We start from the raw sequence: 25,623 nt of genomic DNA on the forward strand, positions 1-25,623 counted from the left end.
AAATGATAATTCTGTCAGAGTAAATTATTAATTAAATAGTCTATAATTGATAATTTGATGTGTCAATAAAAAATGTAGTTTTATAATTGCAAAGGTCATTTTAATTAAATGATTTTCTAAAAGCAATGGGAGTAACAGTAGTTTTATTTTTAAACAATTTACTAAATGATGCAGGATATTCAAACCCTAACTCAAAGGCAATTTCACTTACACTAAGTTCTGTGGTTGATAATTTTTCTTTAGCAACTTCAATTAATTTATTATGAATATGTTGTTGGGTACTTTGCCCACTAATTGTTTTTAGCATATTGCTTAAATAGTTAGGAGAAAGGTTTAAATCATTAGCAATTTGTACAACAGTAGGAAACCCATTAATCAGAGTGTTCTTTTTACTAAAATAACTATTCAAAGCTGTTTCTAATTTTACTAGAATTTCGTGATTTGTAATTTTTCTGGTAATAAACTGACGTTGGTAATAACGTTCTGCGTAGTTAAGCAGTAGTTCAATTTGAGAAATAATTATATTTTCACTGAATTTATCAATATTGGATTGATATTCCCTTTTAATATTTTTTAGTAGCTCAACAATAATACTTTCTTCTTTTTTAGAAAGAAAAAGTGCTTCATTGACAGAATAACCGAAGTAATCATAGTTTTTTATCGATTTTGCCAATTGTGTATTCCATAAAAAATCTGGATGGATGAGTAATAACCACCCAGATGCATTTGCTGTTATATTTTGTTGTATTTGAATTGTAAGAACTTGTTTTGGTGCAACAAAGGCTAATACCCCTTCATCAAAATCATATTTTTGTTGCCCATAATTAAACTTTTCATTTACATTCCTCTTTAAGCCAATAGAGTAAAAATCTTGCATCCATTTAATTTCATTAGAATTCGTGGGATAATTGACTTTACTATAATCTACTAAACTAATTAATGGGTGTTGTGGTTTAGGCAGATTACTATATCTATGAAATTCACTAAGCGTTTTAAATCGATACATATTTTTCATACTTGAAATTTAACTATCCGTTTTCTTTATACAAAACCATTCTTGTAGATAAATAATTACATTTTAAAGTTTTATTATTAGCTACACGCCCTAATCATTAAATCCTGTTGATGTTCCTAATTCTTGATGTGCTTTCATTGCCTTTTGAATGGTCTCTATTTTAAGATTTGCATAATGATAAGCATCTTTTCCCATGAAAAAATGTACAGGTGGGTTTTCTTGTTCACTTAGTTTAATAAGTACTTCGGCTGCCTTTTTTGGATCATTTGGTTGATTTCCATTTATTTCCTTCAGATGTGTTTGTTGCATTTCACGAGCCAATTTGTACTCTTCAATTGGCTTAAATGGAGTTTGAATAGATCCCTTAGACAAAAAGTTTGTTCTAAAATAGCCTGGGTAAACTAAAGTAGTGTGCACTCCAAAAGGCCTTATTTCTTCAGCTAATGCTTCTGTAAACCCTGCCATCGCAAATTTTGTAGAACAATAAATACCAAATCCTGCAAAGTTACCTGTATAACCACCTACTGATGCAATATTGAAAATATGTCCTGAATGTTGTTTCCGTAAATGAATTGACGCATTCCGGATTACGTTTAGTGAACCATATACATTTACTTTAAAATTGTTTTCAACCTCTTCTTCTGAAAGCTCTTCTAATGTTCCTATTTGACTATAACCAGCATTATTTACAATAACATCAATTTTACCAAAATATCTAATCACAGTATTAATACTGTTTTTTACGTTTTGGTTGTTCGTTAAATCCATCTCTATTGGTAAGAATTTTTTATTTTCTGTTCCAATTTCCTTAATTAAAGATTCTTTATTTCGTGATGTTGCTGCAACATTAAAACCGTGTTCCAGTAATTTTTTGGTAATTGTTAACCCCAGACCTTTAGACGCTCCAGTAATAAACCACACTTTTGTTGTATTCATAAGTATTTAAATTTATATTCGAATACAAAGGTGGTTTTAAATAAACCTATTCACTTTTCCAAATCTAAGAAAGTCATAGTCAAATCTACTTTTAGGGTACATTACTATTTACAATTTTGCGAGTAATAAATTGATGTTTATAAAAATGGTAACTATAACTTAATGTTAATTATATTAATGAAATAATTATACCTTTACTAGAATCGTCTATAACTGATCTGTTGCATTATACAATATGAAAATGAAATAAGTTTACTTCTAATTTCATATTATTTTGAACCCATAATTATATATTTTATGAGCACTAATTTTTTTATAATTGTTTTCGCGAAAGATTATTTGGTATTTCCCATTACTTTTATGTTCAATATCAAATAAGAAACTTTTAATTTTTTTTGGTTTATAATCAGACTTATATACAAAAATTCGTAATCTACCAGAACTAAAAAAATTACCACTATCGGGATGATCATTAAACAATTTCAATAAATCAATTTCTGCATCTTTTTCACTTTCATACTCAAATTCTTTAGTTATTCTTTTGAGAACTCTATGATGCCAATTAGGATGTTTACCGGTACTTAGGTTTTTTCGGGGATGATTTTCAATTGGGATTTCAATATTTTCATGATAAATATCGTAATAATAAAATTTTCCTAATTTAAGTTTTTTTACTCCTAATTTTATATAATTACCATAATATCCTTGTTCTTTAAGATTTTCAACATTATAATCTCTAACCCAAAGGATCAATTCATTTTCTATATTATAAAAAATAGTATTTGGATTACTTGTTTCGAATTTGTTTTTAAAGAACATAAGCTTGCTTATTGCTTCATCATAAGATCGAAATCTATATATACGTGGTATTGTAAACAGTGAACGAATTTCTGGAGTATAAATACTTGGAATTATTTTGTTTATTTTCATTTCTCTTTTTTTTCAATGGTTTTCATAGCTTTAAAGTATTGATGGGGTTTACAATTTGTTAATTTTATTTGTTCTTTGATATGTTGAAAGTTAAAATCATCATTGTTGTTTCTATAAAAAACATAACAGTCTGTTAAGACATTTATCAAATTATAATTACTTTCATTTTTCGATAATAGGTTAGTAGATTCTTTAAGTAATTTTTCAATTAAAAATCTATTATCATTGTTCTCTAGCATTTCTATATATGCTTGATTATTTAATAATATTCCCTTTGCTATTTCATCTTTGTTTGGTAAAACAATACAATTAATTTTTTCATTGACTTTTTTTAAATTGTTTTCTTTTACAAATATCTCTGCATGATAAATATTATTTAAGAATTTATTTACCGAATCTTCTATGTTCGAAAAATGAGAATCTGACTCATTGAGAAAATGCTTAGCTTTACTTATTCGGTCTGTTACTAAAAAATAACACGATTTTATTTGACATATTTTTCCTAGTATTTTAGGTTCATCCATTACTATTTCTATCTCTTTGTCTACTTGATTTAATAGACTCTCTGCATGTTCATAGCGCCCCTTTAATAGATATATAAAACATTTCGTTAGATTACACAATAAGTGATTTCTTTTCCATTTTAAAAATGTATGTTCAAAACTAGCTGTTATTGATAAGAACATAGAATTCTTAATATGTTCTAAAGCTTCATTAAATTCATCTTTGCTAATTAGAATTTCAGCCAAAATTCTTTTTGTTTCTGCTATATCAAATTGTATTTCTTCATCTTTTTGTGGTAACTGTGTGAAATGAGACAATGCAAATTCAAGTAGTTTTTTGGATTCTTTAAGTCTATCTAACTTATAATAGGAAAGCCCTAATTTTTTACCAACTTTGGCTTTCAATTCAGAGGAAATATCAGGTTGGATTATAATTTCATATGCTTCTTCTAATAAGGAGATAGATTTACTAAGTTCCGCTTTAGAAATTCTTTCTTCTGCTTTTAGTGCTAAATCATAAGCCGTTTGCGGATTGTGATCGGGATAATCAACCAATTGATACATAATAAATTTATGTTGTTCTTTGGCTGTATTCAATAAATCTGATCTGTACTTCGCAAAACGTCCATTTTTCTTATTTATCGAATTACATAATGATAGAATAAAGGAGTCTGCATTAAGTTGTAGGTCTGGATCCGAATTGACTATTACGAACGTTTTTAACTTAGGACAATTATTTAGAAACTTAATTGCTTTTTTATCTATATTTTGTTCTCCTAAGTAAGGAATCCAATATAAGTTTCCTCTTATTAAATTTGGATTACTATCGTTCCATTCCTTTAACGTTTGCATTATCATATCATCCCATCCAGAATATCCAATAACTATTAAGCTAGAATCAGAAATATGTTTTTCGAAAGCTTTTTTTAATTCTTGATTATACCATTTTTCAACTTCCTCTTTAGTATTCAATAAATTATAGCCAGTATGTCGACCATGAAGGTGGACTATTTGTGGATAAGAAGGTGACTGCGAAGGTTGTTCACTAGACTCTACTTCTCCAAAAATTCTAGCAGTATGGTTTAGAGAAAGAATTGAGGTCAGAAGTAAATCATCAAAATTAGTTGTATATACGGTATCTCCCCATTTTGGGTAATCTTTAAGTAAACCGGCTAATCCTATATGAGCTACATTAATACCCCTTACACGTTGTATAATACTTGTCAAAAAATAATGATGATCATTTTTATACCTTAATAAATGAGTAAATAGTTTTTGATAGCAATTTGGACTTTCTCTATCAATATTTTCAAAATTATCTGTTGTCTTTAACCAAGAATATGCTTGATCGATTAATTCATTATACCTTTTGTTGTTAGTTTTTTTTAATTCGTAGTACCAATCTAGATATGATTTCAATTGTTTCTGATCATATCCAAATCCAATTAATTCGTCCTCAAAATCATCCGCTCTAACATCTCCTATATATTCATAAAGAACTATAATATGACTAACTTCTTTAGCCAAAGGAATTCCTGCGCTTTGACTAAAACCAGCGCCAATTAACCAAGTAAACGGAATAGGTGTTTCAGTATTAATATCTCTTTCTATCCTAGAAAGAAATTTTCTTAATTCAAGTAGTTGATAGCCCATTAAAAAGATATTTTTTTTCAACAAAAAACTAGATTACGAGTAGCATAACTACTTAATCTAAAAAATATAAATACAAAAAATGGGATTATTTACTTGAGTACGAAAAGCATAACTAATATAATAAAAATTACCTAACTATCTATAAATGAGAATAAATAAGTAATTCTAAAAGCGGTAATTACACTTTAAAAAAACAAATTATTTGAATTGTTTAATCCTTATTTACTCAAACTATTAACTATCTTGAAGATAATGGAGTGAAAATTGTACCAATTTTCTCAAAATCAAACGCTTTTGATAGAGTAGCAACAAAGAAGGGCCTAGGATTAAAAGCACTATTAGTCACTTCAGCTTGTAAAGTTACACCAGACTTAGGCTCGGTAATCCATGCCCTACCGGAAAAAAATAAATCACTTTGTTGAACCAATATTGAAGAATTTGAATTACTCTTTTCAAAGTCTATAAAATAATTTGAAGCATAACCAACAGAACCATGTACACGAACGCTAATCTGTTTATTTTCTAATGCTAAAAAAATCCCTAACACTCCTAAATTAAATGAATATTCATTAAAAGTATCCTTTCGTGGTGATGGTAAATTTTGTGGACGAGCTGTTTCTTCATTTATATCTCCTATTTTTGGTATAGTATCTAATTTTGGAGATCCAAAGTCACTAATACTTGTTTTTGTTCTTCTATAAATAAACTCAAGAGATGGTGAGTAATATAAATTAAGGGTACTATTAGGTGATTTTTTAGAGGTAATTTTCCATAATGGACTAATATAAGCTCCTAGGTTATCAGAAAAGCGAGTACGTCTAATGCTTCTTGTTTCATTAATCACTTGATAAGATGTATCACTAACAGCTTCTACAGCAACAACTCTTTTCAATATACCCGAAGAGTCAATTTGACTTAATGCTCTATTACCATAAAGGCTGAGATAAAATCCAACTTTTTTCTTTAGTGTTTGTTCTGGGCTTTTAAAAATATTAGCCGCAAAAAACAGATCCTTTGCCTGTATACCTTCGACTAAATCAAAATTAGTGCCTATATATCCCAAATATTCATAACCATTAACAATTCTTATTGGCTTTATATTGATTAAAATAGACTCAAAATCACCTATATTCGGTATTTTTGCTATTGAATCTCCTTTGAACAACCTTATGTTTAGTTTAATCGTTCTTGTTCTATCAGACAACGTATCTTTCTTTATTTTAATAAATATTTTTTCTTTTTCTTTTAATTTAGATGCCAAAGTTGGTTTATAATAAATTTCATAATCTTTTGAAGATAATGTTGTTTCGTCATTATCAACTTGAATTATAAGTTTATAATCCTCTTGATTCTTAAGTTCCTTAATATCTGTTCTAAAACTGATTGACTTGATTTGATCTGTTTTTTGTTTTCTAAAAGAAGTAGATATTGTGTCAAAACTTATATCTACGTATTCTTGATTATATCCATTAAATGATATTAGTGTTAGTAAACTACAGAAAGTTAATTTACTCAACTCTTTTTTTTGTAATATAATTATTAAAGAAATTGTTTTTTTCAGTTTCATGAGAATGATTTTTAAATTAACATAATTTGTATAGGCATTGTTCTGACGAATTAATATTGTATTTACATGTCTATTTCTATCTGCTAATAATGATTCTAGGGCAGTAATATTTGTCAAAAATCGATAAATCAAACTATGAAAAACATACCCATTTCGGGGTATTTCTTAAATAAACAGTCAAAAACTAATTGATAATAGTTAAATGTTTAGGTAAGTATTAACATTAGTTTATGACTACATTTATAGTTATATAACTATATTTGTAGTCGTAACTAAAAACAGTCATACATTTTACCTATGAATGAATTAACAAAAGCAGAAGAACAAGTAATGCAATACGTCTGGAAACTTGAAAAGGCTTTCTTAAAAGATATTGTGGACCAATTTCCTGAGCCGCGTCCTGCATATACAACTATCTCTACAGTGGTAAGAGTTCTTGTTAAAAAAGAATTTTTGGAATTTACCACCTACGGAAAAATACGTGAGTATTATGCTACTATTTCAAAAGATAACTACTTTAAAAGACATATGAAAGAAGTAATCGGGAACTTCTTTAATGGCTCAACAAGTAAGTTTGCATTATTTTTTGCTAATAACGAAGATTTGGATCTAACCGAACTTGAAAACATGAAAATGTTGTTAGAAGATAAGATAGAACAATTAAAATCTAAAGATGACTAACTTATTCTTATATATTATACAAACAGCTTTTATATTTTCTGTATTGTATATATTGTTTGTGTTATTTTTAAAGCAACTAACTTTTCATCATTTAAATAGGATTATACTGTTATTACTGTTGCCTATTTCTCTATTAATTCCATTAACAAACGGTATATTTCCTTCTAGTTTTTCAGATGTGATTATCGAAGTTCCTCTATTTGATCAGGTAGCAATGATAAATACAGATATTGTTGATATACAGGGTGTAAAAACTAATGATATAAACTCTTCATTTAATTACTTAGGTATACTCATTACGATCTATTTAATTGTTGTTGCTATCTATTTACTTAGATTTTTCTTAACGGCTAAAAATCTATTTCTTTTAAAGCGAAGGTCTTATACAAAAAAAGAAAATGGTTATAAACTAGTGATAGCAGATGTAGCAAATATTTTTTCTTATTTCGATTCTATATTTATTCCTAAGCAAAAAATTAAAACTTATGATGAATATGTGCTAGCACATGAAAGGATGCATATTAAATTAAAACATTCTATAGACGTCATAATAACCGAAATTTACATTGCTTTTTTTTGGTTTAACCCATTGAGCTATTTATATCGAAAGTCTTTAAAATCTGTACACGAATTTCAAGCAGATAAAGGTGTATTACAAAAAGGGGTAAAAACTTCTGATTATATGCAATTATTAATGCAAACTCTAGAAGTTCAGAAACCCAACAATTTATATAATTATTTTAAACAACCCATTCTAAAACAAAGAGTAATCATGATGACAAAACCAAAGTCCAACAACCTAGCAAAACTTAAGTACAGTATACTTTTACTCATGTGCATATTTTTAATTTCTGCATTTACCAAACCTAATATTTCGAATAAAAATAGTAATGATATTGAGTTTGTAACTATTTTAAATGTTTTAGATGCGTGTTACATCTTAGAAGACGAAACTTTACCTCCCTCTCTATTCCCTGTTCAAAATGGAACAAAAGAAAATATCACATCGCATTTTGGAGTAAAACGAAAGCACCCAAAAATTAATAAAGGTGTTGCTCATGGGGGTATTGATATTAGAGCTACTCCTGGTACTCCTGTTATTGCAACTGCAGATGGTATTATTTCAAAAGCATCTCTTGAGGGTGATTGGGGAAACCTTATAATAATTTCTCATGCAGATGATCATGAAACATGGTATGCACATTTACAAGGATTCAACATCAAGGAAGAACAATCGGTTAAAAAAGGAGAGATTATAGGTTATGTTGGAAACACTGGACTTTCTACAGGACCGCATTTACATTATGAAGTAAAATATAAAGGAAAAAGAGTAAATCCTTTGGACTACATTAACTAATAATCAAATGCAGGCAAGAGCACAACAAAATGTACTCTTGCTTGCATTACTTTTTAAAGATTTTACTTAGAGTCCATCTTAAAACTACCCTATTGCGGTCATTTCGTGAAGTGAAAATTCCTCTACAGCACCATCAGTAGCTTTCATATACTCTACTAAATGTTTATTATTCATATGCTCTTGCCATAATTCACGACTCTCCCAATTTTCATAAAACAAAAACAAATTTTCATTCTCATTATCTTGATGTAAATCATAGTTAATACACCCTTTTTCTGCTTTGGTAATATCTATTAATTTTAATAATTCAGTCTTTACTAGTTCTCTTTTTTCTGTTTTAGCCCAAATTTTAGCTATAATAGTCAATTGATTACTCATACGTCTTTTTTGATTTTATTTTTTGATAACTTGTTTGTGTTTTGTTTTACAAAGATAACGTAAGTGAATACTATAGAAGACAACTAAAGATATATACAATAAGAGCATAGTATAAAAAGTCAAACTAAAATTGATAATGAAGCATTTGGATCATTAAAAGGAAGCCTACTTAAGATAGTTACATCATTTATGTATTCATCCATACCTTAAATTCACTTGTCTTTGGCCTACTAACAATAAATTCCTGATCACGAGGGTTTAAAATCGAAAGTTTTACTCTATGGTTAAAATAAGGTTCAATTTTCAGTATTGCTGTTTTAGCAATAATTTGTCCACGATTTATTTTATAAAATTGCGCTGTATCTAATGAAGTATAGAGTTGATCAATGGTCTCATCAATTATGTATCTTTTTTCTTTGGTAATACCGAAAGCCATACTTTCTTCTGAATAAACATATAGTAAATCTGAAATCTTAAGTTGAATAAATCCACTACCCTCTTTAACCAAAATTCCTTCTCGTTTAGGTGTAGTATTCATACTGTTAAGAAGTTGTTTTAAAACATCAGGATTGACAATATTATTACTGTTTGACTTATTAAATTTATGTAGTGCCAACGCCAACTCTTCTTGCTTAATAGGCTTTAGTAAGTAATCAACACTATTAACCTTAAAAGCCTGAATTGCATACTGATCAAAGGCGGTTGTAAAAATAATAGGTGCTTCTATCTCTATTTTTTGAAATACTTCAAAACTCAACCCATCTGCCAACTGAATATCCATAAATATTAGATCCGGTGCAGTATTTTTTTGAAACCACGATACAGTATCCTCAACAGTATCAATAATATCCAAAAGTTGATATTCGAAATTACAAGCTTTTAAAATACTCTGTAGTTGATTTGCCGCTCTAGGCTCATCTTCAATTATTAATACGAGCATAATGATTCTTTTTGTCTGATGAATTTAATAATGGAAGAGAAACCTCAAATCTAGTACCATCATTTTTAACTTTAATAGGGATACTAGAGATTAATTTATACCTTTTTTCAATGTTTTTTAAACCTACTTTTGTTGAAGGTAATTGAGTAGATTTTGACTGAATTTTATTACTAACTACCAAGTGATCATCGATTACTTCTACATGTATAACTAGTGGTTTGGCCTTAGAAATAATGTTATGTTTTATTGCATTTTCTAATAAGAGCTGAAGACTCATCGGTACAATCATCTTACCCAATTTATTATCTGAAATATTCCAGTTTAGTTGTAGGTTGTCTCCAAATCTTTCGGATTGTATATGAATATAGGCTTTTGCAAACTTCAATTCATCTTTTACCAGAGTTAGATTAGCATTTCCGGACTCTAAGATGAATCGATACACATCAGATAGTTTATCTACAAATTGTTTAGCATCTTCTTTAGAGTTTTGATCTATGATATCACGCAACGTATTTAATGTATTAAATAAGAAATGAGGCTGTGCCTGATTTCTAAGTGTATCTAATTGCGCTTGCACAATCACTTGTTTTGCTTGTTCTTCTTCTCTAATTGATTTCTTAAGGCGTATATTATAATAAATAGCCTCATATATCGCCATGGTCATTGTACTAATAATGATAATAGGTAATAGCACTATCGACGAACTTATTGATTTATAGTTTTTACTAAAAATAGAAGATAATATACTATTACCTATAATATCAACTAGTATTACGGTACTTACAATAGCAACAAATAATAAGATAAGTCGCTTAATATCATCATCAAAATTTGGGTATTTTTTTCGCAAAAGAATTATAATAGCTCTAATAATAAACCAATCACAAATAGTAAAAAATAAGGAAACACTCCAGTTAATAAGCGCTTCTATAAATGGAAAGCGAAAAAAAGAATTATTAAAAAGATAATCCGTTATATAGCTAAGTACAAAAACGCCTATGACAAAAAACCAAAAGTCATCAAAACCTAAATATTTTATGCGTTTTTCCTTATTGAATATCATTATATCTTAGTTACAATTTGATAAGTGGCATACCTTGTTTTGCCTGAAGGAATGTAAAAGCGATCCATCCTGCATAGCATAAGCCAAAAACAGTAACAGCCATAATCTGATTTCTATCTTTAGTTTTCCATTTACGAGATAACCATAATGCGAATAACGGAATTATTTGTATGCCATGCAATCCAAAGAAGTGAGCAATCCTAAGATCACCAGCGATCGTGCTCCAATTTACTAATGGTAACCCCGCTCCCCCATCTGCAACCCCAACATTATGGGCCATCTGACTTATCATTTGCCCTCCTACCCAACTTCCAAAAAGAACTACAGACCATCCCATGAATAAAGCAACTTGTATTGATGTAGGAATTTTAACTTTTAACCTGGCAGAATCTATAATAAATAATACCATAATAAGTACATTCACAGCAATTAATAAACCCATTGCAGCAAATAACAACCCATCAAATAGTGTAGATTGGTTGTAGTGAGATTTAACCCCCCTGGCTGCTTGATATAAAATAATTCCTATTTCTAATAATAATGTCCATGAGACAAGGTTATTGATTATATTTTTCTTTCGTGAAGAATAGGGATAAATAGTCATTAGATACCCCACTGTTAAAATATAAATCCCTCCGGAAATAGAAAATTTTAAAGGTTTGACCCAGACGTTTATTCCCATTAAGGTTCTATCATCTATTAAAAGGCCTAATAGACACCCAATAACGGCAATAAAATGAAATAATACTATACTATATAAAATCGGGCTTTCTTGCCTTACAATACTGAATACTTTTTTGATACTATTCATGTTTTTTTTGTTTTAATGTTTTTAGAATGATAAATAATAGAAAGCCTACTGGGCCGAACATGAATGTTCCAAAAAGACATGGTGCCATTAGCAATTGGTGTATTCCTACTTTTTTATTTTGATCTAACATCCACATCCCAACGATAAGGTCAAACGCTAAATAATGCACCCAGCCTGCCAATACTGCGTTTTCTTCTGTGAACAGAGCCATTACAGATGTTAAACTGCCAAAATCCATCCACCCTCCTATTAGTATTGCTTGAAAAATGTAAATAGCATAAATCACTGACAAAAAAAGTGGGATCACTTTATAATCAATTAAAAACCGTGTTACTTTCCACTTTGGTAAAAAAATCATTAAAACCCACATAGGCATTGCAATCATTCCTACTATTGAAAAAACTTGTGTTGGAGTCATATTAGAAATATTTATTAGCTCGTTTTTTGATTATTGATGACTCAAATATGATATATATAGACAGAAAATGAAATCACTTTATGTTGAATCGTCGTTAATCACAACTGAACTGTCAACATTTGAGTATTAAAACCAAAAAAGCCACTCCGAAGAGTGGCATATGCTTTATGATCTATGTAAAATTCTATAACGCTATAGGGTCTGATAGGTCCACTGTGACATGGTGACAACATGCATTCCATGTTGTAGAATAAAAATACCCCGTAGGACATGCATTTGGGGGAAATCTATCTGATTTATGACATACCAAGTTGTCAGAATTAGGACGAAGCCCTCCATTTATCATTTTTTGTTCTGTTTTGTTTAAAACCGATCCCAATTTTGAAAATTTTTGAAACATATTATATTGTTTTTATTATTAATATGAATCTAAACTAGTCTGAAAATTAAAACAACTTGGAAATCATATGTTCGGATACCGTATATGTACAAGAAATAGTTAGAAACACTTACCTTTTAGTGCATTATCTAATTTTTTAGAGTTCCAAAAAAAACTATAAAAACAGCTTAACTGAAAAGACAGAAATATTATTTAATTAATAACGATAACATTCACTTTAAAATTTAATTGATACTTAGTTTTACAACTTATAATCTACAACCAATTAAATATAAGTAAAATGAAAATTATCAAATTAACAATCAAACTTTTAATGATAACCTTTATCATTAATTCATGTAGTAAAGATGATTCTTTAGAAGAGTTAAGTACGACAAATTCTACTACAGCTGATGAAAACGACCTTTTAATTAAAGAGTATCTATTCAAAAACGGATTAGCCTCTGAAAACGATGACATTTTAATTACTAAGGAAGATATTTTAGCCGGTGATATGGTTTATGACAGAGCATATTTAGAACTGCAAATGTCTGAACAAAAAAGCAATGAAAAACAATTGGCGTACTTTGATCCATATCGTATGAATTATGGAAATGCTGCAAATATTTTATTTTATAACGGCATACCACAATCTCAACCACAATGGCGTGCAGCATTAGTAAGAGCCGTAAATATCTGGAACGATGCTAACTTATGTTTAAATGTTCGTATCTCATTCATTAATTCAAATTCTCCTTTTATCCCTAAAACCAATGTAGTACTTGCTAATCCTGGAAGCTTTTCAAATCCTACTAGTGTAATTGCAGATGCAAGACGTCCAGAAAATGGTAGAGCTGGTAAAAGAATACGAATTAACTTTCAAACTTTTAATGCCTCAAATACTACAGATGAGGCAATGACAAATGTATTGGTTCATGAAATCGGACATGCTATTGGTTTCGGACACACTAGATTAAGTCGAAATGTGGTTACAACAACTCATATACCTGGAACAGCTACAGGTGCATCAGGGGATTTTAGTTCTGTAATGTGGGCAAGCGCTTCGACAAGTACCACAACTGTAAAGCCTTTTTCTAATGGAGACATTATTGCTGCAAGAGCGTTGTATCCTTCAACTGCAATGAATAGACAACAATATAATCTAAGTGGAGCTATTGATCAAATAACACCTGTTGATCATAATGGTGATGGACAAGAAGGATTTGCAGTCTATGCTCCATCAGCCCAACGAATTAATTTTTACGATGTGCAAGGCAATGGTTTTGATTTTATTTCTAATTCTAATGCAGGAATTGCTGGTTTTGACTTAAAAAGTGGTAAAGATCGAATTGTAGCTCTAGATTATGATGGTGATCAGGATGATGATCTATGTTTATACAGACCTGGAAATCAAGTCGTATATATAGCTAGATCTAATGGAAACGGAAGCTATACTAATATTGTTGCTAGTCATGGTGGTTTAGCTGGTTTTGATATGAAAAGTAACATAGATAAAGTGGTTTCTTTAGATTATAATGGAGATGGTAAAGATGATTTATGTTTTATTAGACCCGGAAGTCAGGTAGTATATATCGGAAGATCAAATGGAAATGGAACTTTTACTAATGTAGTTGCAAGTCATGGAGGTTTAGCTGGTTTTGATATGAAAAGTGGCTTAGATCAAGTTGTTGCCTTAGATTATAATGGAGACGGTAAAGATGATTTATGTTTTTACAGACCTGGTAGTCAAGTTGTATATATCGGAAGATCAAACGGAAATGGAACTTTTACTAATGTCGTAGCTAGTCATGGCGGTCTGGCTGGTTTTGATATGAAAAGTCGTTTAGATAAAGTTGTTGCCCTAGATTATAATGGAGATGGTAAAGATGATTTATGTTTTTATAGACCTGGTAGCCAAGTTGTATATATAGCCAGGTCTAATGGAAATGGAACTTTTACTAATATTGTAGCCAGTCATGGCGGTTTAGCTGGATTTGATATGAAAAGCACTATAGATAAAGTTGTCGCTATGGATTATGATAATGATGGTGATGATGATATCTGTTTTATAAGACCAGGAAGCCAAGTTATTTATATCGCAAGATCAAATGGAAACGGAACTTTTACTAATTTGGTAAGTAGTCACGTTGGTGTAGCCTCTAATTATACTGGGAATTGTATCAATTAAGAATTAGTTTCAAAAAATAAATACAAAAAAAGAGATTGTCCTTACGGGCAATCTCTTTTCTTTTTAGTAAAACTAATCTTTCCAGCCCCATGGTGCCTCAGGTATAGTAATAGGATTCTTCAAATCCATAGCTATTTTAAAAACACGTTCTGTACCTAATCTTCTAAGGTTATAGGTAAAAACACCCTCATTAATAGTTATCCACCAAATATTAGTAGCTGCATCAGGGATCATAGATTGTGTCTTACTATCTGCAGGAAAAAATTGAACATTGGCTTTTCCTATATTGGTAGAAATCCCTCCATAAAAATTGATTTTATCTTCTTTTCCATCTTCGTGTCTATGATCATGTTTTAAAGAAATACGATCATTTTGATACGTTAATATCCAAGTTCTGGATTTATCATCTCCTACGTAAAAAGGAATTTTAATTTCTGTTTCATTACAAGCGCGTAGATGCATCACTAATTTTTTGCCACCGAAAGCTTTATCTTCTTTAGGGAGTATCAAAGTTCCTTCATATGCTTTACCACAATGAGTTTGTAATGTATTCCAAAATTGCTTGGCCGGATTTTCTTCTTGTGCACCAACAACTATTGAAAATAAACAAAACCAAATCAAAAACTTAACAGTATGCATTATATCTACCTTTTTTACAACCGAAGAAAGGTACTAATAGTTATCCCAAAAGTTAATGTAATTTAGAAATAAATTGAAAAGCATTATCCAAACTTGTAGCTTGAAGCATAATATTTTTTGTTTCTTCATCTTCTCCACCAGAAGTGACTAAGCCAACAACATATCCCCTCTTGTCAATTATCGGGGCCCCACTTAGTCCTCCTAAACTTTCTGGCCCTTTAACTTGAACAAGGTTATGATAATCACCCTCAGTATTTAAAAATGTATACTCATAAAATCTTTGTTTCCCAATGGTATCGGCATATGACCAACCTACTACGTATAAAGGTTCATCTTTTTTGAGCGGTTTTTTTCTAAATTTTAAGGGTTTATGATTTGTTGTGTTTTTTTTGATCGAAAATACTAACCAATCATTATAGGTATCCCAATTGGTATCCATATAACTCCATGTAAGTGAATCTTTTTTGTTTCTATTTAACAGCTTATCTGTTAAAACATAGGATGAACTATCGTTTTTCGGATGCATTTTCCATTCTTCTAACTCACCCTCAAAATCAACGAATTTCATATTATCAGTTTTAGATATCATTAGAACATGCTTTGCTGTAATGGCATATTCCTTATTATTATGTTGTACTAAAAAGCCATTAGATGCATTAGGATTATTAAACTTAGTATCTATATAAGAGACATTATTAATAAGACCAATAGGTTTTTCTTTTAACCTATTAACAGAAGCACAATTTACAGTAAGGCTAGCTATAAGTATAATTATCAATGTATTCCTAATTCTCATGTTATTTCGTTTTTTGAATAGTTAATCACGATAAACTTAATTGGTAAAACTACTTATATCTTAAAAAATATAAGAAACACAAGTAACCGGATATGTATAAAACGTTTACCATCATTTTTTTGTTTTTTATACGGTTTCTTTTATTCCATATACACTTATGCACTGTACAGTGTTTTATTTACTAAAGTGAAATTAAAATTATTATATTTCATGCATGAGCTTTCATAAAAAAACATTTGGACATATTCTTTTTTGGATTGGGGTTTTACTATTTTATATATTCTCTTCTATGAGTCCAGAATTATTTGGCCAATCTGTAGAAACTACCTTGTTTAGACTTCCATTATTAATGATTGCTGCATATACCTTTAATTATTGGCAAATCCCATTTTATCTAAAACAAAAAAAATATCTAATTTTTGGTTTGTCTATGTTTTTTATGATCATAGTGTTGACTATAATCTATCGTATCATAGGGTATTATTATTTGGATAAATATTGTGAAGATGGACCTTATCCTTTAATTAGTTTAGAAGATTTCCCATTTTATATGTTATCCTTTCATTTTCCTGCGCTAATTATGTATTTCTATAAAACGAATAAGGAAAGGGAATTTGAAAAAGAAAAAATGTTTCTGTTAGAGAGTGAAAAAATATCTACAGAACTTAAATACTTAAAAGCACAATTAAATCCTCACTTTTTGTTCAACACATTAAACAACTTATATTCTTATGTAATAACCAAATCTCCAAAAGCACCTGATATGGTATTGCAACTATCAGAGATTTTAGATTATATCTTATATAAAAGTCAACGAGATACTGTGCCTTTACTAGAAGAAATCAATACAATAGAAAATTATATTGCTCTAGAACGTATTAAGTATGAAAAAAGATTAACAGTAAATTTTAAAAAGGAAATTTTAAATGATCAACAAAAAATTGCACCCCTCTTACTGTTATCTATTGTTGAAAATGCATTTAAACATGGTGTTAGTGGCAACATAACTAAACCAGAAATTAGAATTTCTATTTTACAAACGGCTTCTCATATTCAATTTAAGGTTTGGAATACTAAAACAACTGTATTAGATAGTAATAAAACAGATGATTATAAAAACGGTATTGGACTCACAAACATTAAAAGGCAACTGGACTTGTTGTATACTAATAAACATGAGTTTGAGACAGAAGAGACAAATACTTTTTTTAATTTAAAATTAAAATTAAATACAGAATAATATGGTTAGATGTTTACTTATTGATGATGAATCTCCAGCAATTAGTTTGCTTAAAAATCATATAGAAATGCTAAATGATCTAGAAGTAGTAGGAAGCTGTCATAGTGCTATTGAAGCTTTCGAGATTCTTAAAAAAAAGAGAGTTGATTTGGTTTTTTTGGATATTGAAATGCCCGTTTTAAAAGGGATTGATTTTTTAAAAACACTTAAATCACCGCCAAAAGTTATAATTACTACTGCCTATAGAGAATATGCGTTAGAAGGATATGACCTGGATATTGTAGATTATTTATTAAAACCAATATCATTTGACAGATTTATAAAAGCAGTAGACCGTTACTACGAACGAACACCTGGTTTTTCTACAAATCCGGTTGAACTGACATCAAATGATGCCTTTTTCTTTGTAAATGTAAATAAGAAGCATATTAAGATATGGTATAATGATGTTCTCTATATAGAGAGTTTAAAAGACTATATAAAGATTCATACAACTCATCAAAAAATAGTTGTAAAAAGTAATATCGGCAAAATAGAACCCCAACTTCCTGAAGAACATTTTGTTCGAATACACAGGTCATATATTATAGCAATTGATAAGATTACTGCCTATACTCAAAAAGATATTGAAATAGATAATATCGAAATCCCTATTGGATCTAGTTATGCAGCAAAAGTTTTTGCACTTTTATCGCATACTTAACTATAAATAGCAAATATTAGTATATAAACAGTATTCTTATATACATTTCTGCCTTCTATCATTGTTTATACATGCATTTTCTACTTTTAAGAAATGACTTTTGTTTCCTTTATAATTTGGCTTTCAAAATAGTTAAAACATATTAATATGAGCCGTATACTACATTTAGTTACTTTAAGTCTTTTACTGGGTTTCTTTTCTTGTCAATCTCAAAAAACAGAACGTCAATTAGAAGATGAATTTGTGCAAAAGTATGCTCCCGAAAATTTAAATACACATGGGTTTACCTTAGCTGTAGATTCAAAAGTTCCGGAAGTACATCAACTTTTTAATGATTTAGAAGCAAATTTCTTTTTCTATGGAGATAAAAAAGAATTCGAAAAAAAAGCAGAAAGAATAATAGAATTAGATCCCAATTATCCCAGTGGTATTTTGATGAAATCATTTTATGTAACTGATACTACAGAATACAAAAATATGGTTACCAAAGCGTATTTATTATCGAAAAAATCAACATTGAAATCAGAACAATATATATTACAAGCAGAATATTCTCTATTAGTTGAAGACGATTATAAAAAAGCACAAAAGTATTTTCAGAAAGTAGTGGATTTATATCCAAAAAGTCCTGCCGCAATATGGTCATTAGGTATGGCATATTATTATAATAAAGAATATGATAAAGCTTTAGAATGTTATCGAAAAAGTACAGAGTTTATTCCTCACCTACCTAAAGGATATGAGTTTATGGCAGCAGTTTATTATCGTAAGAAAAACTATCGTAAAGCTATCGAATATATAGAAAAGGCTAAAAAATATGGAGCAAAACCTCAAAACGACATCTATTTTGCAGAGTTTGAAAGTTTTATTTATTACCGAAATAAGCAATTCAAAAAAGCTATGCAATATGTAGAAAAAGTTCGTGAATACGGAGATATCTTTAAAAACAGTAAGGATTTAGATAGAGCTTATAACTTATCCAAAGCCAAATTAGATTCTATCAAATTATCAAAATCTTAAACAATTAAGTGATGACTAGTTATAGAATCTGAATACTGTAACTAGTTATCACTATAATATATTCATATCAATTTTTTTAAAAAAATCAGTTTTATAGGTATTTCCCAAGGGTAACTCGTTTCCATATATCTGTACAGTAGTAGAACTTGTTTTATCGATATGCGCTATAGAAACTACATATGACTTGTGAATTTGAATAAATTTGTGATTGGGTAACGTTTCATATATGTGCTTTAAGGTATTATATGTAATTATTTGCTTATTTGTTAAATGAATCGCTACATAATTTTTTAAACCTTCTATATATAAAATATCATCTACATATACTTTTTCAAGATTGTTTTTACCATCTGTTTTTATAAATACATAATTTGTTGCGGAGGATTCTTTATGTTTAACCTCCGTATGAGGTTTCAATTTTGACACAGCTTTATAAAACCGTTCAAAATCAAAAGGTTTTAATAAGTAGTCTATTGCATTTAAATCATAACTCTCTAAAGCAAATTGGGGGTAAGCTGTAGTAAATATTACTTTGATTTTAGAATCTATAATTTTTGATAATTGAATGCCTGTTAAATTTGGCATTTGAATGTCTAGAAACAACAGATCTACATTTTGCTTTTCCAAAATTTCTAAGACAGCTAAAGAATTTGTAGTTGTAGTGATCAATTCCAAAAAGGAAACTTTAGCTATATGTTTTTCTAAAAGCCTAATTGCAGGTGGTTCATCATCTACTATGATACATTTAATTTTTTCAATCATAAAGGAATTTTAAGATATGTACTAAAATATGGATGATTCGTAGTATAGTTCAAGCTGTAATTACCGTTGAATAATGTCGTAAGTCTTTTTTGAATATTTTTAGTGCCAATTCCCGATTCCATATGCTTATCCGAAGATGTCATTTTATTTTTTGTGGTCAATTCTAGGCTTTTTTTCGTGATATTAATTTCAATTTGTGCTGGAGCTTCTTTATCATTTATAACACCATGTTTAAAAAGGTTTTCTACAAAATGTATTAAAATCAGCGAAGGTATTTGTTGACCTGTAACCTCCCCTTTTATACTAAAACTGACCGACAATTCATCCTCATAACGTTTCTCAAAAAAGTGAATATAATCTTTTAAAAAGATAATTTCATTTTCTAAGGAAACAAAATCTTGTTGAGATTCATAGGTAACATAACGTAAGAGTTCTGATAATCTGTGGATATCTTTGGCTGTATTAGGTTTATCTTCTATCAATTCTACATAAAAGGCATTTAATGTATTAAATAAAAAGTGAGGGCTTATTTGCGATTTTAATAAATCAAGTTCAGCCCTACTATGATCCTTTTCTTCGATAAACTTAATAGTCAAATATATTAATGTACTATAAAGAATAGTTGATATTGCATAATATGAATTATCAAAAACATAATAACTTAATTTTCGAGAATCTTCATAATAATTATGCATTCCTGTAAATTGAAATAAAACAATTTCTTGAAGAAAGTATCGTACTCCGGCAAAAAGTAATATAAGTATTAAAAGAGCTATCCCAAATTGGAGAATACTCTCCTTTTTTAGATATTTAGGACAAGTAATTCTAAAATTAAGAAAATAGATTACTATTGAAGATATATAAAAAGTAACATTTAAAGCTAAATATATTGGTTCAAAGTTTTTTAAAAAACGTTCTTTTCCTCCTAAAACAAAATCTTCAAAATACCCCATTAACAAAAGCACCAAAGCAATTGCTATATGATATAACCATTCTTTTTTTAATTTCATATAGCTAAGTTATTTTTAAAAAATGAATTGAATATGTTTTAAGGACAAACATATTACTATACATGACAAAACCATAATGACACACAACATAAATATTCGTTTTGTTTACGTCACCTTTTATAGAGTACGTTATATCGTTGGTATTAAAAGTATATAGTCTGTCTATTTACCAAGTAGTTTTGAGGTAAACAATACTATATATTATGAAATACTTATTCTTCTACATCACTTTACTATTAGTTTCTTGTCACCCCAATAAAATCGAAGAAAAATCGGATATTCTTCAAGAATCAAATAAAGATAAGCTACAAGTATTGCTTATTGGTTCAAGCCATTGGAACAATTATCAAAGTGAAGGTCTAGACGTGGTACAAACCAATGAAGTAGATATACTATCTAAACAATACCAAAATGATTTAGAGCTAATAGTTAGTAAAATAAAAGCTTTCAATCCAGATAAAATTTTCGTGGAAAGAACAATTAATTATCAACCTAAACTAGATTCTTTATACAATTTGTACAAGACAACAAATTGGGGTGACAGAAGGCGAAATGAAATATATCAATTAGGTTTTAGGACAGCCAAAATACTGGGACATCAAAGAGTATACGGAGTTGACCATAGAAATACGTCGTTTCCTTATGATAGTTTGATAAAAACAATGAAAAAGGCGGGGCAAACAAAACTTATTACAGCTTTTAATGAAGATATCGAACAATATGAAAAAACATTTAATACATTTATTTCTGAGAAGAAATCATTACAAGAAATACTCTATTTCCTTAATGATAAACAACAACGTAAATCCAATTTTGATTGGTATCTAAGTGGTGCAAATAAAGGAGGGGGTATAAATGAAAATGTAGGTTCTTTTCTTACAGCAGAATGGGTGAAAAGAAATATCTATATTTATGGATCAATTCAAAAATATACCGAACCAAAAGATCAACGGATAATGGTTCTCATGGGGGCTGGTCACATAGCAGTTCTCGAAAGTCTAATGTCTCAAAGTAATTCAGTTCAAATAATTGAACTAAAAGATCTTATGAGTGATTAGTTAATTTATTAGTTTAAATATAATTTATATCCTCATCTACTTAAGTTTTAAATAGATGAGGATAAAAAACCTAGTTAGTTTTTGCTCTGTTTACAAAAACTTTACGTTCATAAATTCTAGAAATTAGTATAGTAACGATTGCAATTATTGAAGGCATCCACTCCCCGTCTCCAATCATTTGATGAGCAAAAAATGCCAAAACAGCATCGAAAAAGAAACCTGCATAAGCCCATTCTTTTAAAAGCGTAACTTTTCTACTTAGAATAGCTATTAATCCTAAAATCTTTGCAATAGCCAAAGGATAAATTAACCATGTAGGAAACCCAAGGTTTTCAAAAAAACCAGAAGCCCTTTCATAATTAAACAAATACATCCCTGCAGAGAAAGAAAATACTAGAGTCATTAACCCTGTAGCAATCCAATATATTATTTTGTTCGTTTTCATTATATTCTATATTTAATTCAAATCTTATTATTCTATTTTTAGTCAATTGCCTGCGAAAAAATCACTTCTCGTGTCACTTGCCAACGATCATCTTGCCAAATAAGATCAATACTAAGTACCAATTTTCGTTCTTCTTCTGTAAGTTTAACTTTTCTTGTAATCAAACAATGAGCAGATGTTTCATTAGCTTCAATATAATTAAATTGAGCCCAAGTATTTAGGGCATCTTCATTATTATCACGTTTTGTTTGAAATAGGCTTTTAAATGCATTTTTATCTGCCATCATTAGTTCTCCTTGTTCATCGATCATAATAACCTGAAGATCTTTATGATAAATCACCTCTAGTTGATCTACATCAAAGCTTGTTCCTGCTTTGATTAAGTTTTCTATAGTTTCTTTTACTGCAATTGTATGTTTATTCTCGTTCATTTTGTTCTTTTATTTGTTTCTATTATTTTTTATAAACTCTATTAGTTCTTTGGGTTCTAATCTTGTCATATGGTTTTCTTCGAAGTATCTAAATACAATTTCAAAATCTTTGTTTATTACATAAATTGCTGGTACCGGAAGCTCGAAATTGTAATTATTGTGTCTGGTAGTTAGGTCAATACCAAAGTTGACATATTCTTTTTTTAACGCATCATTTAATGTAAATGCGATTCCCATCGCCTTCATCATAGTAGCATTAATGTCACTTAAAACGGGAAAGGATATAGAGTTTTTAATAGAAGTATCTAATGCAATTTCAGGCTTTTCTGGGCTAATAGCTATAATATCCGCTCCAGCAGATATGAAATCTTGTCTTAAATTTTGATACGCTCTTAATTCTAAATTACAATATGGGCACCAACCGCCACGATAAAAATTTAGAATCAAAAAATCATGATGCATAAACTCACTAAGACTTCTTAAATTGTTATTATTATCTAAGAGCTTAAGGTTTGGAACAATATCCCCTTCTTTAAGGCCTTTTTGCTTGAGTTTACTAGATTTTATCTCTTCGATACCATCCAATAGAACCCGTGCAATTGCTTTAGGTATTTTCTCAAAACCAGTATCGCTTATTTGTGTCAATTGTTGTTTTAATGTCATCTCTTTTTTTTTGATGACGCAAAACTAACCCACAAATAAGGGTCAAGCGTAACCTATCTTAGTTTTAAAATAGTCAATCTATAACCGCAAATATAATTTTAGATTTGTTTTTCGAATCTATTTGGTGTAGTGCCTGTAAATTTTTTAAAGAAACGAATAAAATTAGATGGTTCACGAAAACCCATTCTAAATGCTATTTCTTGAGTAGTATATTTTTTCTCAGAAAGATTACGTTTTATTTCGAGCAGTAACCAATTGTCGATAAAAGCTTTTGCTGTTTTGTTTCCTAATTCTTTGCAAATGTCATTAAGATACTTATAAGATACCCCCATATGCATAGCGTATTCCTTTGCATTATGGTTTTCTTGATAATGCTTGCTTATTAATACTTTAAATTGAATAAAGTCTTTAAATCGCTTACTTTCAAAAGTCTCATGTTGATATACTGTTAGCCTTTTAATCTGTATAAGTAATGAAACAAAAATAGTTCTAACAAAATCCGATTTAAGATTATTATTTGTGCTTTTCTGCACTTGTAACAATAAATCGATAAAAGGAAGAAGGTAAGAAACATTCTCCTGGCCAATAAGTAAATTAGAGGTGTGATATAAATGAAGAAAATGAAAGAGATTTTTTTCACTTATATTTTCGGTCATAAAGGATTCATCAAATGAGATGATATATCCTTCAACTAAGAGTTCTTTCTTAAAGAAATGAACTTGATCTTTTACCAATGGTATCAATACTCCGGGAGATAAAATATGCTCTTTAAAATCCGCAAAGTGAACACTTCTTCCATTAGTTATGATCATCAATGCATTAAATTTAATTCTATGTGAAGCAAATAAGTCTACGGTATGATCTTGAAAGCGGTCATAAAGTTCTTTAAAAGAAAGAATCTCAAAAGGGATTGGTTGTCTGGCAACTTCTGAATATAGTATGTTTTCTATATGTTCTTCCAATTAATTTTATGAAATAAGTGACTCATTCAAATATACTGTAATGTTAAAGATATACAAGTTCATTTAAATTCTAAGGTCCATCTCAAATTGATCAATAGTATTAAGTATACCGATACTGTTGATAAAGTTTAGTTTAGAATCTAATGCTTCGTCAACATTATTTATTTTTATGCTATTGGTCATACGTTTAATAGCAGAAAATAGCCTAATCCAATTATCCTTTTGATCTATAAAAACATCAAATTGTGCCAAATATCCATTAGCTGAATTTATTACGAAATAAGCTATTTCATTTTCGTTCATGACAAGACTATAATACTCATAATCTCCTCTTTTTAATGTTTCTATGTGATTATCCCAAGAATACATCTTTTGTGGTATTGTATGCCTATCAAAAAAAGAAACATCTACTTGTTTTAGTTCAAAATCATTTAGTTGATCTTTTAAAAGTAACTCTCCATTATAGCATTTGTAGCTCTTAGTAATCTCGAAACCAATACGTTTATAAGCTTTTACAGCAATTGTGTTATCCTTAATGACTTCTAAAGAACACTTAGTAACACCATTTTTTTTAAACTTTGGGATAGCATGCTCATATAGTTTGTACACTATACCTTTTCCTCTATACTCTGGAATTACACCTGTACCCGTATTAAAAGCTATCAAATCCTTATCTCGTTTGTCTATAGCATTAATAATAAAACCAACTATTTTATCATTATCAAACATTCCAAAAGATAAATCAAAGCAAACATTAGCCATCTTCCAGCGATTTCTATAGTATTGATGATCTTCTGGCATTTTCACATAGTAATTTTCAAATGCTTTTAAAAAACAATTCATCAAAATTTTAAAATCAATAGTATTTAGACTTTTTATGATCATCAGAATAATAGATTATTTATAAAACGTACGTTTTTTATCCTTTGTATTGTTAGCATATGCACAACAATCTGCATATAATAATCCAGACATTCTAGCGATATACTCTCTTAAAAAAGCACATATTACCTTTCTAAGTTTAATAAAAATACTTGAATATTGCCATTTTGGTTCTACTATTTTCATCATTATA

Annotated in this window: 28 protein-coding genes; 7 read left to right on the top strand and 21 right to left on the bottom strand. The window is 29.2% G+C overall.

The annotated features are described in order from the left end of the window. Positions 1-100: 100 nt before the first annotated feature. From D1816_RS04255 to D1816_RS04275, 5 genes are all read right to left on the bottom strand, one after another. Positions 101-1,006, bottom strand: coding sequence for an AraC family transcriptional regulator (locus D1816_RS04255; RefSeq protein ID WP_118506208.1), 906 nt, complete (start codon positions 1,004-1,006; stop codon positions 101-103). Positions 1,007-1,105: 99 nt separating this feature from the next. Next, a complete protein-coding gene (locus D1816_RS04260) occupies positions 1,106-1,951 on the bottom strand; it encodes an SDR family oxidoreductase (RefSeq protein WP_118501309.1) in 846 nt (281 codons plus the stop codon). Positions 1,952-2,215: 264 nt separating this feature from the next. Continuing rightward, positions 2,216-2,881, bottom strand: coding sequence for a hypothetical protein (locus D1816_RS04265; protein WP_118501310.1), 666 nt, complete (start codon positions 2,879-2,881; stop codon positions 2,216-2,218). After that, positions 2,878-5,037 (bottom strand): SIR2 family protein, encoded by a 2,160-nt coding sequence (locus D1816_RS04270; protein ID WP_118501311.1) that lies wholly within the window; start codon positions 5,035-5,037, stop codon positions 2,878-2,880. The genes D1816_RS04265 and D1816_RS04270 overlap by 4 nt, the downstream gene beginning before the upstream one ends. A gap of 238 nt (positions 5,038-5,275) precedes the next feature. After that, positions 5,276-6,604, bottom strand: coding sequence for a hypothetical protein (locus D1816_RS04275; protein WP_147405092.1), 1,329 nt, complete (start codon positions 6,602-6,604; stop codon positions 5,276-5,278). A gap of 297 nt (positions 6,605-6,901) precedes the next feature. On the opposite strand from D1816_RS04275, the gene D1816_RS04280 reads away from it, so the two are divergent. Further along, positions 6,902-7,285 (top strand): BlaI/MecI/CopY family transcriptional regulator, encoded by a 384-nt coding sequence (locus D1816_RS04280; protein WP_066310073.1) that lies wholly within the window; start codon positions 6,902-6,904, stop codon positions 7,283-7,285. After that, positions 7,278-8,642, top strand: a complete 1,365-nt coding sequence (locus D1816_RS04285) for a M23/M56 family metallopeptidase (protein ID WP_118501313.1) — start codon at positions 7,278-7,280, stop codon at positions 8,640-8,642. The genes D1816_RS04280 and D1816_RS04285 overlap by 8 nt, the downstream gene beginning before the upstream one ends. A gap of 84 nt (positions 8,643-8,726) precedes the next feature. On the opposite strand, the gene D1816_RS04290 is transcribed toward D1816_RS04285, so the two are convergent. From D1816_RS04290 to D1816_RS04315, 6 genes are all read right to left on the bottom strand, one after another. Beyond that, positions 8,727-9,020 (bottom strand): putative quinol monooxygenase, encoded by a 294-nt coding sequence (locus tag D1816_RS04290; protein ID WP_118501314.1) that lies wholly within the window; start codon positions 9,018-9,020, stop codon positions 8,727-8,729. Positions 9,021-9,207: 187 nt separating this feature from the next. Beyond that, positions 9,208-9,960 (bottom strand): LytTR family DNA-binding domain-containing protein, encoded by a 753-nt coding sequence (locus D1816_RS04295; RefSeq protein WP_118501315.1) that lies wholly within the window; start codon positions 9,958-9,960, stop codon positions 9,208-9,210. Further along, positions 9,941-11,023 (bottom strand): sensor histidine kinase, encoded by a 1,083-nt coding sequence (locus tag D1816_RS04300; RefSeq protein ID WP_233565301.1) that lies wholly within the window; start codon positions 11,021-11,023, stop codon positions 9,941-9,943. Before D1816_RS04300 ends, D1816_RS04295 begins: the two co-directional genes overlap by 20 nt. Before the next feature lie 10 nt (positions 11,024-11,033). Then, entirely contained in the window at positions 11,034-11,834 is an 801-nt protein-coding gene (locus D1816_RS04305; RefSeq protein ID WP_118501317.1) for a hypothetical protein, read from the bottom strand. Continuing rightward, the gene (locus D1816_RS04310; RefSeq protein WP_118501318.1) at positions 11,827-12,252 is read right to left on the bottom strand and encodes an ABA4-like family protein; all 426 of its coding nucleotides are present in this window, start codon (positions 12,250-12,252) and stop codon (positions 11,827-11,829) included. Before D1816_RS04310 ends, D1816_RS04305 begins: the two co-directional genes overlap by 8 nt. Positions 12,253-12,436: 184 nt before the next feature. Then, positions 12,437-12,652, bottom strand: a complete 216-nt coding sequence (locus D1816_RS04315; protein WP_118501319.1) for a hypothetical protein — start codon at positions 12,650-12,652, stop codon at positions 12,437-12,439. Positions 12,653-12,932: 280 nt separating this feature from the next. On the opposite strand from D1816_RS04315, the gene D1816_RS04320 reads away from it, so the two are divergent. Further along, a complete protein-coding gene (locus D1816_RS04320; protein ID WP_118501320.1) occupies positions 12,933-14,819 on the top strand; it encodes a M57 family metalloprotease in 1,887 nt (628 codons plus the stop codon). A 72-nt stretch (positions 14,820-14,891) separates the two neighbouring features. On the opposite strand, the gene D1816_RS04325 is transcribed toward D1816_RS04320, so the two are convergent. Together D1816_RS04325 and D1816_RS04330 are read right to left on the bottom strand one after the other, a co-directional pair. Beyond that, positions 14,892-15,458 carry a hypothetical protein gene (locus D1816_RS04325; protein WP_118501321.1) on the bottom strand — a complete coding sequence of 189 codons (567 nt, stop codon included), beginning with the start codon at positions 15,456-15,458 and terminating at the stop codon, positions 14,892-14,894. Between the two features lie 52 nt (positions 15,459-15,510). Continuing rightward, complete coding sequence (locus D1816_RS04330; protein WP_118501322.1) at positions 15,511-16,254, bottom strand: trypsin-like peptidase domain-containing protein; 744 nt, start codon at positions 16,252-16,254, stop codon at positions 15,511-15,513. A gap of 214 nt (positions 16,255-16,468) precedes the next feature. Here D1816_RS04330 and D1816_RS04335 point away from each other — a divergent pair, with 214 nt between their 5' ends. The 3 genes from D1816_RS04335 to D1816_RS04345 all read left to right on the top strand — a co-directional run bounded on the left by D1816_RS04335 (position 16,469) and on the right by D1816_RS04345 (position 19,217). Beyond that, complete coding sequence (locus tag D1816_RS04335) at positions 16,469-17,494, top strand: sensor histidine kinase (protein ID WP_118501323.1); 1,026 nt, start codon at positions 16,469-16,471, stop codon at positions 17,492-17,494. Between the two features lies 1 nt (position 17,495). Continuing rightward, positions 17,496-18,197 carry a LytTR family DNA-binding domain-containing protein gene (locus D1816_RS04340; protein WP_118501324.1) on the top strand — a complete coding sequence of 234 codons (702 nt, stop codon included), beginning with the start codon at positions 17,496-17,498 and terminating at the stop codon, positions 18,195-18,197. A 147-nt stretch (positions 18,198-18,344) separates the two neighbouring features. After that, on the top strand, positions 18,345-19,217 hold the full coding sequence (locus D1816_RS04345; protein WP_118501325.1) for a M48 family metallopeptidase: 873 nt from the start codon (positions 18,345-18,347) through the stop codon (positions 19,215-19,217). A 51-nt stretch (positions 19,218-19,268) separates the two neighbouring features. On the opposite strand, the gene D1816_RS04350 is transcribed toward D1816_RS04345, so the two are convergent. Together D1816_RS04350 and D1816_RS04355 are read right to left on the bottom strand one after the other, a co-directional pair. Beyond that, positions 19,269-19,979: a LytTR family DNA-binding domain-containing protein gene (locus D1816_RS04350; protein WP_118501326.1), complete on the bottom strand. Its 711-nt coding sequence runs from the start codon at positions 19,977-19,979 to the stop codon at positions 19,269-19,271. After that, positions 19,976-20,989, bottom strand: a complete 1,014-nt coding sequence (locus D1816_RS04355) for a sensor histidine kinase (protein ID WP_118501327.1) — start codon at positions 20,987-20,989, stop codon at positions 19,976-19,978. The genes D1816_RS04350 and D1816_RS04355 overlap by 4 nt, the downstream gene beginning before the upstream one ends. Positions 20,990-21,192: 203 nt before the next feature. Between D1816_RS04355 and D1816_RS04360 the strand changes: the two genes are divergently transcribed. Beyond that, positions 21,193-22,047, top strand: coding sequence for a DUF5694 domain-containing protein (locus D1816_RS04360; RefSeq protein WP_118501328.1), 855 nt, complete (start codon positions 21,193-21,195; stop codon positions 22,045-22,047). A 70-nt stretch (positions 22,048-22,117) separates the two neighbouring features. On the opposite strand, the gene D1816_RS04365 is transcribed toward D1816_RS04360, so the two are convergent. From D1816_RS04365 to D1816_RS25575, 6 genes are all read right to left on the bottom strand, one after another. Then, positions 22,118-22,492, bottom strand: a complete 375-nt coding sequence (locus tag D1816_RS04365) for a DoxX family protein (RefSeq protein WP_066310034.1) — start codon at positions 22,490-22,492, stop codon at positions 22,118-22,120. Positions 22,493-22,530: 38 nt separating this feature from the next. Next, positions 22,531-22,923: a hypothetical protein gene (locus D1816_RS04370; RefSeq protein ID WP_118501329.1), complete on the bottom strand. Its 393-nt coding sequence runs from the start codon at positions 22,921-22,923 to the stop codon at positions 22,531-22,533. A gap of 9 nt (positions 22,924-22,932) precedes the next feature. After that, positions 22,933-23,586 carry a peroxiredoxin-like family protein gene (locus D1816_RS04375; protein WP_118501330.1) on the bottom strand — a complete coding sequence of 218 codons (654 nt, stop codon included), beginning with the start codon at positions 23,584-23,586 and terminating at the stop codon, positions 22,933-22,935. Between the two features lie 98 nt (positions 23,587-23,684). After that, entirely contained in the window at positions 23,685-24,548 is an 864-nt protein-coding gene (locus D1816_RS04380) for an AraC family transcriptional regulator (RefSeq protein ID WP_066310028.1), read from the bottom strand. A gap of 63 nt (positions 24,549-24,611) precedes the next feature. Next, on the bottom strand, positions 24,612-25,433 hold the full coding sequence (locus D1816_RS04385) for a GNAT family N-acetyltransferase (protein WP_118501331.1): 822 nt from the start codon (positions 25,431-25,433) through the stop codon (positions 24,612-24,614). A gap of 12 nt (positions 25,434-25,445) precedes the next feature. After that, positions 25,446-25,619, bottom strand: a complete 174-nt coding sequence (locus D1816_RS25575) for a hypothetical protein (RefSeq protein ID WP_158597775.1) — start codon at positions 25,617-25,619, stop codon at positions 25,446-25,448. Positions 25,620-25,623 lie beyond the last annotated feature (4 nt).

It is taken from the genome of Aquimarina sp. AD10 (genome assembly GCF_003443715.1).
GTDB classification, from domain to species: domain Bacteria; phylum Bacteroidota; class Bacteroidia; order Flavobacteriales; family Flavobacteriaceae; genus Aquimarina; species Aquimarina aggregata.